This is a genomic window from Streptomyces incanus (assembly GCF_042656345.1).
GTDB lineage: Bacteria > Actinomycetota > Actinomycetes > Streptomycetales > Streptomycetaceae > Streptomyces > Streptomyces incanus.
In genome coordinates this window covers 46,105-56,351 of the sequence record NZ_JBHSPC010000008.1, presented here as the reverse complement: position 1 = coordinate 56,351, position 10,247 = coordinate 46,105, and the positions used below count along the sequence as shown (strand labels likewise).

The following is a 10,247-nucleotide window of genomic DNA, read 5'->3' as shown; positions in this document are numbered from 1 at the left end:
TCGTCACACTGCCGTGACCTGCACGCCTACAAGATCACCCCGACTTTGAAATCGCCCTGCTGCGTCTGGCTCGGCTGGTTCGGACGGCCGGCTCGGGAAGCCTTCGCGAGCGCACAACCCTCTGCACCCGCCAGGCGGGGTCGCCGGAAGAGGGCGCGGGATCAACCGCCTTGTGCGCCGAGGCCGTCGAGCAGTAGGGCGAGCCCTCCCAGGAACTCCTGGCCGGCGTCGACGTTCCGCGCGTCCCGGGCGGTCTCGGCCATGTGCGGGAACTCGGCGGGTGGCAGCTCGGTGATGGCTGTCGTCCCTGGACCGGACAGGGCCCCGAGGTGTTCCAGCTGGATCGCTCCGATGACATAACTGAGCAGGCCGCGCAGGGCGACGACCCGCCGCTCGCCCTCGATGCCCGCCTCGGTGAGGACGGTGAGCACGGCCTCCGACCAGCGCAGCACCCCGAGGGAGTGGTGCCGGTGAGCGATGGCAAGGGGGACGACCTCCGGATGGGCGCCCACGGTGTCGCGCAGGCGTCGCACCATGACCTCGACCCGCTCGCGCCATGACGCGCCGGGATCCGGCGGCTCGGTGTCCACGGCGCTCAGTACGAGTTCGACGACGAGCCTTTCGAGTTCCTCGCGGTCGTGCACGTACCGGTAGAGCCCCATGGTGCTCACACCGAGTTCCTGGGCGACGGCGCGCATCGACAGCCCGGCGAGCCCGTCGCGGTCGGTGACGGCGAGAGCGGCCGAGGCGAGCTGATCGGGGGTGAGGGAACGTGGGCGTGGCATGACAGTTGACAGCGTACGGCATACGCTTACGCTGGTGGGCGTACGGCATACGCCTACGGAGGGAAAGCCCATGCGCAGGTCCCGCAGTCCGGTGGAGCCCGGCTCCATCGTGGATGGACGCGGTCTCACCGCTGTCTCCGGCGACCAGGTCGCCGTCCCCGACCCCGAACTGCTGATCCACCTCCAGTTCCGGCGCTTCGCCGGATGCCCGGTCTGCAACCTGCACCTGCGGTCGGTGGTGCGGCGGCACCGGGAGATAGAGGCCGCCGGCGTACGCGAGGTCGTGGTCTTCCACTCACCCACCGAGGAACTGGTGCCCCACACCACCGATTTTCCGTTCGCCGTCGTCGCCGACCCGGCCAGGCGGCTGTACGCGGAGTTCGGCGTGGAGCGATCGCCCCGCGCCCTGCTCAGCCCGCGCGCCTGGGGGCCGATCGTCCGGGCGGTCCTCAGCGGCGCCTGGAACGTCGTCCGCGGGCGGGAGCACCTGCCCTCCACCAGCCCGCACGGCGGCCGGCTCGGCCTTCCCGCCGACTTCCTCATCGCGCCTGACGGCCGCGTCCTCGCCGCCAAGTACGGCGAACACGTCTACGACCAGTGGTCGGTCGACGAACTGCTGGAGCTGGCGGCCCGTATGGATACGCAGACGATCGGCCGAACAGCCGATGGCGAACGCTAGGAGCCGATCAGCGCCAGGGGCCGGCCGAGTTCGGCGGTCGACGAAATGCTGGTCGGCCTGGTCGCGGCCCGCCTGGAGCAGCTGTGCACCGACACCTACACCCGTACCGGACTGCGGCCGGAAGACTTCGGCCACCTGGTGCTGGCCAACCTCGGCCTGCCGGTGCTACGCAACTACGCGGCGGTCGCCGGCATTCCGTTCACCCGGGTGCCCACCGGGAATGTCGCCCGCTTCGGGCACTGCTTCGCCTACGACCAGCTGATCACGCTGGCGACCCTGGCCGAGAGCGAGGAGATCACCGCGGGTGAACGCGCCCTCGTCCTGGGCGTCGGCGCCAACCATCTGTTCAGCTCGACCGTCCTGCGCAGGCTGTGACGGGGAGAGGAGAAACCTGACGATGCCGTGGACCGAACCGGAGGCGGTGGCCTTCGTCGAGCACCACATCGAGGTGTGGAACAAGCACGACCTGGAGGAGATCCTCCAGCTGTACACCGAGGACGTCGAGCTGGTCTCCCCGTTCGCCGGACAGGTGGTCGGCAGCGACGTGGTGCGCGGCCGGGAGGGGCTGCGCGAGTACTTCGGCACCGCACTGGCCAAGAACCCCGACCTGCAATTCGAGATCGTCGACGTGCTGCGCTGCGTGGAGAGCGTCACGATCTACATGCGCAGCGTCGGCGGCCGCATGGTGGCCGAGGTGCTGTTCGTCGACGACGAGGGACTGATCAGCAAAGTACTGGCGCACTACACCTGTGCTGCGCCTTGACCACCGTCACCCTGTCCGAGCCCGCCTACGCGGTCGGTGAGCCGGTGCCTGTCGAGCAGGTGGCCGGCCAGGCCGCGCTGGCCGAGCGGCTGCGCGCGCACGGGTTCGCCACCTGCTCGGTCGCAGACCGGCCGCCGTCCGAGCTGGCCGCGGACGCGGTGACCGGCCTGCTGCTCCGCCACGGCCTGACCGGCGGTGACATCGACGCCGTGCTGTACGGCACCTGCAGCCACCGCGGCGAACCGGCCGGCGACCGGGGCGTGCGCGGCATGCTCGACGGGCTCGGGCTGGCCGCAGCCCGGCTGTACGGAGTGTGGCTGGGCGAGTCGGGAGGTACTGCGGCACTCCTCGGCGGGACAGCGCCTGCTGAACGAGGGGGAGCGGGGGCGGGTCGCGCGCTTCCACCGAGAAGGAGCGCGCCGGGACTTCGTCGCTGCGCACGTTCTGGTCCGGCTCTGCGCAGGGCAGCTGCTCGGTATCGCCCCGGCCGGGGTCGCCTTCGCCCAGTACTGCCCGACATGCCGCGGAACCGATCACGGCCGGCCGCTGCTCACCGACCGACCGGACGTGTACCTGAGCCTGTCGCATACCGACGGTTTCGTGGCTGCTGCCGCCGGTCACGTCCCGGTGGGCATCGACGTGGAACGGCGTGCGCGTGGCCGCGGCACCGACGTCATGCAACGCGTGCTCACCGCTGCCGAGGTCGACCTGGTGACCGCACATTCGGACCCGGACCATGCCTTCCTCCGCCAGTGGGTCCGCAAGGAGGCATTGATCAAGGTAGGCCGCACGGAGCTGGACTCACTCGGCCTGCTCGATCTCTCGGCGCTCCCACTGGACGCGGAGGGCATACCGCTGCGCTTCGAAGACCTGTACGTCATGGACCTCATGGACGGTCGCCGAGACGCCTTGGTCACGGTGGTGAGCACCACACCGGCTCGTCTGGTGCCGGGAATCACGGAGCACCCTCGGCAATACATAAGCCCCAGGCTGCTGACCTGGGGCTTCGAGAAGAGCGGGTGACGAGAATCGAACTCGCGCTCCCAGCTTGGGAAGCTGCGGTCATGTGGGCCGAATCAGCCCCTGAACTGGGCGAACGGTGGGGTCGCGGCCTCGGCGGTGATACCTGGCTTCACCGTGATTTGCCGCTGTTCCCCGCCCGTTCCGGTGCGGTTGTGGTGCGGGGCTGACTGGCCACAGCTACTCGTCGACGCCCAGATCGGCGCGCATGGACTGCTTCAGTGCCCCCAGGTAAGGCCAGACCTCGTCGTGGAGTTCACTCTCCAGCGTCGCCAGTTCCTCCGCGTATGTGGAGGGTGCCGCTCCGTACTTCCTGAGCTTGCCGTACGCGGCGTTCAAACGCTTCTTTGCCGTGCCGGAGGCGCGCAACACCGCGTCCGGAACAACCATCTGGGATTCCGCGTAGCTGTCCCGATAAGCCAGCCTGCCCGCCTCCAGATTCTTCAGGGACGTGTCAACGTCCTCGCTGCGTTGAAGCGCGTAGAGATAGTTGGTCATCGCCGTCAGGTACTGGCGTGAGGCAGTGTTCAGCGTGATGTAGCAGGTGCGCCGCCGTTCAAAGCCCTCGCGCTGCCATTGTCTGGCCTGCTCCGCCCGGAGCAACTCCTCGGCATGACCGCGTTCCTCGCGCCGCTGTTCAGCGGCGGCCTGGAGCTCCATGCGCTTGGTGCGGTCCGCGCGGTTCTGTGTCAGCAGCGCGGCTCCCAGCGTTCCCGCCACGCCTACCATGGCGATCAACAACCCCGCCCAACTGGCGTCCATAATGCTCCCTTCGGGAAGTCGGAAGGACTCGCCCCACGGCAGGCACTCCCCCCGGTACGCCTCTGCGGAATCCTCGGACTTCTCCGGGCTGTTGCCGGGAGCCCTGAAGCAGGGTCTCGCCCATCGTGCCGGAGCACACGAACCCTGCATGATCCGAATGAAAGACCCTAACTGCCATTCATAGCAGGCCCGTTGCCAGCGTCTGCGGCTATGGTCTCAAGCGTGCGGTCGGCTTCCAGGGGTTCCAGCTCTGGAGGGAATGGTTGCATCCCCGGCCTGTCCGGGGGGTCCGGAAACACGTCCGGGACCTACTGAGGTTTCCGGCTCGGTGTCGGGTGGCGGCCTCTGATCGTGAGTCCGGTCCCGGTCGGGCAACCGTCGATCAGGGCCGGCCGGTACCGGATCTGTCGCAGGCCACGGCGGACGGTGCGAACGAGGTGATCGGCGCCGGTGAAGGCGGTGTCGGCCGGCAGTCCGCGTCGCAGTAGTGACCAGAGGCCTTCCACAGGATTGAGGTCCGGCGCGTATGCAGGGAGCCGGTAGACGGTCAGCCAGTCGTGTTCGGCCTCGAACCGGCCCATTCCGGCAGTGAGGCGGGTGTTCGAGTTGTCCCACAGCAGCACGACCGGCCCCCCCCCGAGCTGGAGGTGGGCGCACACCGCCAGGTCGCGGTGGTCGGTCCAGCCGAAGCTCTTGCGCTCGTGCTTGAAGCGTCGGTGATCCTTGGGCCGCCAGACCGGCCGGGCGCGTTCACCGGGCTTGTAGCAGGCCCTCGCGGCGATCGACAGCCGGCGCCAGGAGCGGCCCCGCACCCGGATCGGCGGTGTGCGACCACGCCGGCCCCCGGGGGTGCCCCCGGGCGGAGCCCGGGGGAGTCCGGGGGAGTCCGGGCACACGACGGCGTCATCGAGAACCCGGCCTCGTCCTCGAAGACCAGCCAGGCCCCGAGCGCCGCCGCGGTGCTTCCGCGTGCGGCCACACGTCCTTCTTCCCCAGCTCCACCGCCGCCTGGTCACGCTCCAGGGCGTGGCGGGCCGGCGCCTGCCAGGACCGGCCGTGGCGATGCAGCAACCGCCACACTCCCGGCACCGAGCAGGTGAGGTGGAAGCGACGACCGATCGCCGTCCTGATCCGCTCCAACGTCCAGCGCTGGTCCGGCCGGCCGTGCGCGGCCGACCCCTTGGCCGGCTCTTCCTCGAGGACCGCGAACTGCGCGCCGGTAAGCCTGGGACGACCCGCCGACCCCTTCGAGGCCAGGCCCTGCGGGCCGTCCTCGCGCCAGGTTCGGCGCCGGCGCTGCACCGGGCGCTCACTCACCCGCAGGTCCGCAGCGATCACCGAGGTCTTCTCGTCCCGCGCGAAGCGCTCCGCCGCCCGCGACCGGATCCGCTCACGGTCCTGCCGCCGCCCGGAGGCCAGTCCACCACCTTGTGCGTACCGCATCCTCCCGGCCTACCACCGACAGCCCCCGACACCAAGCCGGAAAGTCCAGTAGGTGACGTCTCGGCCTTGCCCGCGCGCCCGCGCCGTGCGCGGGCCTTGATTGCGCCGTGCGGCCGCTGAGCTTTCCCGGCCGCCGGTCGGACGGGTGGATCAGCGCAGTCCGGCGAAGAGATCGTTCTCGGGTACGGCGGCGCCGGTGGCGTCCTTGACACGTACGAAGGTCTCCGTGCCCATCAACTCACCGAACTTCTCCTTGCCCATCTTGAGGAAGAAGATGTTCTCGCCCTGACTGGCGTGCGCGGCCAGCGCATCGAACTTCTGACTGCTGAACGCGGTGGTGTCCACCCACGTGGTGATCTCATCGTCGGGGAGGCCGATCTCGGCCATCGCGGCGGCCTCGGCAGGATCCGGCTCCGGCATGTCCTCATGAAACTCGCGCATGATCTCGCCGAACCGCTGCATCCCCGAGCGGGGCATCGTGGTCCAGTACACCTTCGGTGTCAGCGTGGTCATCTCCAGCGCCGCCATCGTGATGCGGTGGGCCTGGATGTGGTCGGGGTGACCGTAGAAGCCGTTCTCGTCGTAGGTGACGACCACATCGGGTCGGTAGTGCCGCATGAGTTCCGCAAGCCGGGCGGCGCCTTCCTCGACGGGGGTCTGCCAGAAGGATCCGGGGGCGTCATTGCTCGGCCAGCCCATCATCCCGGAGTCGGCGTAGTCCAGCATCTCCAGCTCGCTGACCTTCAGGACGTCACAGCTCGCCTCGAGTTCTTGACGGCGCATCAAGGCGACGGCCGCCGGATCATGCCCGGGATCGCCCGGCTTGACACCCCCCGGCCCGTCACCGCAACCGCCGTCGGTACACGTCACGAGAACCGTGCGGATGCCTTCCGCCGCGTACCGCGCGAGGACCCCTCCGGTTGCGGTGGCCTCGTCGTCGGGGTGGGCGTGTACTGCCATGAGCGTCAGGGGCCGGTCAGTCATGAAACAGTCCTCCTGCAGAGATACGTCTTGGTCCAAGCAGCGCGGCGGGCGTACCGCGATTCTGGGGCCCGGTTCCTGGTGGGGCGGACGACCTTGTGGTCTCCGGGTCCCCCGCCCGCGCGGCGCCGGCGCCTCGATCGATGCAACAGCGCCGCCCCGACCGGCTGTTCCCGGCACGGCCGCTTGGCCCACACGTCGGCGTTTCAACGCGAACGAGATACAGACGCGACCCGCGCATCTCAGCGCCACGTCGGATCCGGCTTCCATCCGGCACCGGCGTATGTGCTGCATCACCGCATCCTGCGGGGCCGATCGTCTTGGCTCGGGGCAGGCGAGACAGCACGCCGGCAGAGGGTGTGGTCGGGCATCGTGGTGGCATCGGCGGGCAGGTCGGCCAGGCGGCGCAGCCGCCACACCAGCACGTCACTGATCGAGTCGGCGGTGCCCAGCTCCCGCCGTTCGGCAGCCTCCGCCGGATCGTGGCCGGCGCTCTCCGTGTCGGTGAGGGTGGTTGCGAGGGCCTGCCGGCCTGGCTCAGTCAGGCGCCGGATCCGGCGGGCGACCGATTCCGCCACGTAGCCGGAAGCGTTGCCCGTGAGCTTGCGGAGCTCCGTCACCTGGTTGCCGGGCAGGGTGACGGTGATGCGAGTCGTCGAGGACATACGGCAAGCATGCTGGAGTATGCGCAGGGTGGGTCGTGAGGCCCTTACGCCTGGCGCAGGGATCGCGTCCCGCCAGGTGGTGCAGCCGATCGAGTACTCGGAATGCGCAGGTCATCGCCGCATCGATGCGGTTCAGGGCCACCCATGGCGCTGACGGCAGGCCAGCCGTGCGCGGTGCGGGAGCCGGGTCCCATGAGGTGGCTGACGCGCGGTTCACCGGAACGCGTCGAGCAAGGTCGCTTACACCACGAGGCGGGGCGCGACCACCACCCCAGGGCAATGACAACTTCGCCTGGGTGCAGTACGTCCTCGGTGAGTTTCCCCCAGGATGCGAAAAGAGATGACAGCGGGTCAGATGGATCGCGTGAGAGGAGATCTCACGATGCCTGCCCCCAGGAAATACCCGCTGGAGTTGCGTGAGCGTGCGGTGCGGAGGCACCGCACGGTCGAGCCGAAGCCCGTGATCCGCCATATGGCCGAGGAACTCTGGGTGCATCCCGAGGTCCTGCGCGGCTGGATCCGGCAGGCCGAGGCGGATGCCGGCGAGTGGGGCGACCTGCTCACCACCGAGGAGGAGGGGGAACTGGCCCGGCTGCGGCGCGAAGTGCGGGAATTACGCCGGGCGAACGAGGTCCTGCGGACGGCCTCGGCTTTTTTCGCCGCACAGCTCGACCCGACCCGACCCGGCCCAGGTGAGAGCGCTCATCGACGAGCACCCGCATCTGGGGGTCGAGCCCGTACTCCGGGAACTGCACATCCCCTCCTCCACCTCCTACCGCCGGCGCCAGGCCGGGACCGAGCCATGCGAACGGTGCTGCCAGGACACCGAGTTGACCGGGCAGATTCGGCAGATTCGGCAGATCCACACCGACTCCGGCGGCATCCACGGCTCACCCCGCGTGCACGCCGTGCTGAAGCGCGGAGGCGTCCGCGTCGGCCGCTGGAGGTGCCCCCGCTTGCGGGGGAGCATCGAGCGGCCGATGCGACAGGCCGGCCTGGCCGGGATCAGCCCCCGCCGGGGCATGGGCTTCACCCGCCGCGATCCAAACGCCGACCTTGCCCCGGACCTGGTGCAACGCGACTTCACCGCCCCCGCGCCGAACCGGCTGCGGTTGACCGACCTGACCATGATCTCCACTGGGGAGGGACCGCTGTGGCTGTCGGCGATCCGGGACGCCTTCTCCCGCCGGGTCGTGGCCTGGGAGACCTCCGCCCGCGCCGACGCCGACCTGGTCCTCACCACCCTCGAATACGCCCTGGCCAGCCGCGAGGTCGGGCCGGGACGACTGATCCATCATGCCGACCACGGCTGTCAATACACGAGCGTCAAGCTCACGACGCGCCTGGTCAGAGCGGGAATCCAGACGTCCATGGGCGCGGTCGGGGACTCGTTCGACAATGCCCTGGCGGAGAACCTGTGGATGCTGGTCAAGACCGAGTGCCTTCGCGGCCGCGTCTTCGCGACCCGGGCTGAGGTGAACCTCGCGCTCTTCGAGTACCTCGACGGTTTCTACACCCCCCGCCGCATCCAGAAGCGGCTCGGCTACCTCAGCCCGATCGAGTTCGAGGAGAAGCACTACGCCGGCCAGGCAACGGCCGAACCGGTGAACCTGAAACCGCATCACCCCGCCCTGATCAGCTAGTCAGTACCTCCCGCACAGCGGGGGAACCTCAGATCGACTCGGCACAGGAGGGAAGGTCCACTGCGGTCATCGCGTCGGCCGACAACAGCCTCCAGGACCGGCTCCGCAGTGAACTCGACAGCATCAACCTCACCTCCGTGCCTGTTCTGCAGCCGCATGAGACTAAAGGCATGAACCGGCCACCGTATCCTTTTCCGGGCCCCCGCCGATTCCATCTCAGAATGACTCCACAGAAGGCACCCATGGGGAAGCATCGAAGACCGGGCCTGGAGCCCGCCGAGATCCGCAACGTGATCGCCCTGGTCCCGGCCCACAACGAGGCCGACGCCATCGCGGACTCCGTCCAGGGGCTGTACGGGCAGACCGTGCCCCCGCAGCGGGTCATCGTGGTCGCGGACAACTGCACCGACGCCACCGTGGCCATCGCGGACTCCCTGGGGGCCGAGGTCTTCGAGTCCCGGGGCAACCGGCACAAGAAGGCCGGAGGGCTGAACCAGGCCCTGGCCGGCCTGCTGCCCGATCTGCACGACGACGACGTGGTCCTCGTGACGGACGCGGACAGTGCCCTGGATCCCGGCTTCGTGGCCTGTGGGGTGGAGCACCTCGCGAAGGGTTACGGGGGAGTGGGCGGCACCTTCCGGGGAGGACCCGGCGGAGGCTTCGTGGGCCACCTCCAGCGCAACGAGTACGCCCGCTACTCGCGGGACGTGAAGCGCCTGGGCGGCAAGTGCCTGGTGCTCACCGGCACGGCGGCCATGTTCCGGGTACAGGTGCTGCGGCAGATCTCCCAGGCCCGCCTGAAGGGCCGTCTCCCGGCCGGGGACGGGCTCGGGGGCATCTACGACACCTCGGTGCTCACCGAGGACAACGAGCTGACCTTCGCGGTGCTGCATCTGGGCTATCAGGTGCTCTCGCCGGAGGGCTGCACGCTCACCACCGAGGTCATGCTGACCTGGAAGGCCCTGTGGGACCAGCGACTGCGCTGGAAGCGGGGAGCGGTGGAGAACTGCGTCCAGTACTGCCTGACGCGCATCACGTGGCGCTACTGGGGCCGTCAGCTCCTGAGCATGGCCGGCCTCCTCGTGACCGCCGTGTACATGGTGGCCATCGCCTACTCCCTGGCCTCGGACTCGTTCCACGTGCACGAGTTCTGGCTCTGGGTCTCGCTCGTCTTCGTGATCGAGCGGGTTGTGACCGTACGGGAGCGCGGCTGGAAGCGGATGCTGCTCGCCGTGTCCATGTACGAGCTGCTCTTCGACTTCCTGCTCCAGGCCTGCCACGCCAAGGCGTACCTGGACTCCGTGTTCCGCCGTGAGCGCGCCTGGTAGCAGGTCGCTTCAGAAACTGTCAGAGATCATTTCGGAGGGACCCTTGTACAACAACCCTGCAGCGACTGTGGGCGGTGGGGCGTTGGCCTCTACCGGTGTCGGACTGATGACCAGCGTGTGGCTGGGCCTGACGGCCTTCGCCCTGGTGGCCCTGGGAACCGCTGTGATGCGGATCGTG

The 10,247-nt window shown here is 69.0% G+C and carries 11 protein-coding genes and 2 pseudogenes; 7 read left to right on the top strand and 6 right to left on the bottom strand.

Going from position 1 to position 10,247, the window contains the following annotated elements; translation table 11 throughout:
* Positions 1-161: 161 nt before the first annotated feature.
* Entirely contained in the window at positions 162-785 is a 624-nt protein-coding gene (locus ACFP2V_RS02465) for a TetR/AcrR family transcriptional regulator (protein WP_381204684.1), read from the bottom strand.
* Between the two features lie 70 nt (positions 786-855).
* On the opposite strand from ACFP2V_RS02465, the gene ACFP2V_RS02460 reads away from it, so the two are divergent.
* From ACFP2V_RS02460 to ACFP2V_RS02450, 3 genes are read left to right on the top strand one after another with little or no spacing between them, the layout of a single operon-like run.
* On the top strand, positions 856-1,464 hold the full coding sequence (locus ACFP2V_RS02460) for a peroxiredoxin-like family protein (RefSeq protein ID WP_381204682.1): 609 nt from the start codon (positions 856-858) through the stop codon (positions 1,462-1,464).
* A gap of 45 nt (positions 1,465-1,509) precedes the next feature.
* Entirely contained in the window at positions 1,510-1,839 is a 330-nt protein-coding gene (locus ACFP2V_RS02455) for a 3-oxoacyl-[acyl-carrier-protein] synthase III C-terminal domain-containing protein (RefSeq protein WP_381204680.1), read from the top strand.
* A 22-nt stretch (positions 1,840-1,861) separates the two neighbouring features.
* On the top strand, positions 1,862-2,227 hold the full coding sequence (locus tag ACFP2V_RS02450) for a nuclear transport factor 2 family protein (RefSeq protein WP_381204678.1): 366 nt from the start codon (positions 1,862-1,864) through the stop codon (positions 2,225-2,227).
* Here the strand turns inward: ACFP2V_RS02450 and ACFP2V_RS02445 are convergent.
* Positions 2,206-2,460 (bottom strand): hypothetical protein, encoded by a 255-nt coding sequence (locus ACFP2V_RS02445; protein ID WP_381204676.1) that lies wholly within the window; start codon positions 2,458-2,460, stop codon positions 2,206-2,208. The two genes, ACFP2V_RS02450 and ACFP2V_RS02445, sit on opposite strands and share 22 nt — an antisense overlap.
* A gap of 367 nt (positions 2,461-2,827) precedes the next feature.
* On the opposite strand from ACFP2V_RS02445, the gene ACFP2V_RS02440 reads away from it, so the two are divergent.
* Complete coding sequence (locus ACFP2V_RS02440; protein WP_381204674.1) at positions 2,828-3,250, top strand: 4'-phosphopantetheinyl transferase family protein; 423 nt, start codon at positions 2,828-2,830, stop codon at positions 3,248-3,250.
* 177 nt (positions 3,251-3,427) lie between these two features.
* Here the strand turns inward: ACFP2V_RS02440 and ACFP2V_RS02435 are convergent, their stop codons facing one another.
* From ACFP2V_RS02435 to ACFP2V_RS02415, 4 genes and pseudogenes are all read right to left on the bottom strand, one after another.
* Positions 3,428-4,009: a hypothetical protein gene (locus ACFP2V_RS02435; protein ID WP_381204672.1), complete on the bottom strand. Its 582-nt coding sequence runs from the start codon at positions 4,007-4,009 to the stop codon at positions 3,428-3,430.
* 308 nt (positions 4,010-4,317) lie between these two features.
* A pseudogene (locus ACFP2V_RS38670) lies at positions 4,318-5,452 on the bottom strand (IS630 family transposase).
* Positions 5,453-5,602: 150 nt separating this feature from the next.
* Positions 5,603-6,436, bottom strand: a complete 834-nt coding sequence (locus tag ACFP2V_RS02420; protein ID WP_381204666.1) for a PIG-L family deacetylase — start codon at positions 6,434-6,436, stop codon at positions 5,603-5,605.
* Between the two features lie 290 nt (positions 6,437-6,726).
* Positions 6,727-7,098, bottom strand: coding sequence for a hypothetical protein (locus tag ACFP2V_RS02415; RefSeq protein WP_381204663.1), 372 nt, complete (start codon positions 7,096-7,098; stop codon positions 6,727-6,729).
* 328 nt (positions 7,099-7,426) lie between these two features.
* On the opposite strand from ACFP2V_RS02415, the pseudogene ACFP2V_RS02410 reads away from it, so the two are divergent.
* The 3 genes and pseudogenes from ACFP2V_RS02410 to ACFP2V_RS02400 all read left to right on the top strand — a co-directional run.
* Positions 7,427-7,693, top strand: a pseudogene (locus ACFP2V_RS02410) (transposase); the annotation flags it as partial.
* Between the two features lie 97 nt (positions 7,694-7,790).
* Positions 7,791-8,741 carry an IS3 family transposase gene (locus ACFP2V_RS02405; RefSeq protein WP_381204661.1) on the top strand — a complete coding sequence of 317 codons (951 nt, stop codon included), beginning with the start codon at positions 7,791-7,793 and terminating at the stop codon, positions 8,739-8,741.
* Positions 8,742-8,983: 242 nt separating this feature from the next.
* Complete coding sequence (locus ACFP2V_RS02400) at positions 8,984-10,069, top strand: glycosyltransferase family 2 protein (RefSeq protein ID WP_381204659.1); 1,086 nt, start codon at positions 8,984-8,986, stop codon at positions 10,067-10,069.
* The last annotated feature ends 178 nt before the right edge of the window (positions 10,070-10,247 follow it).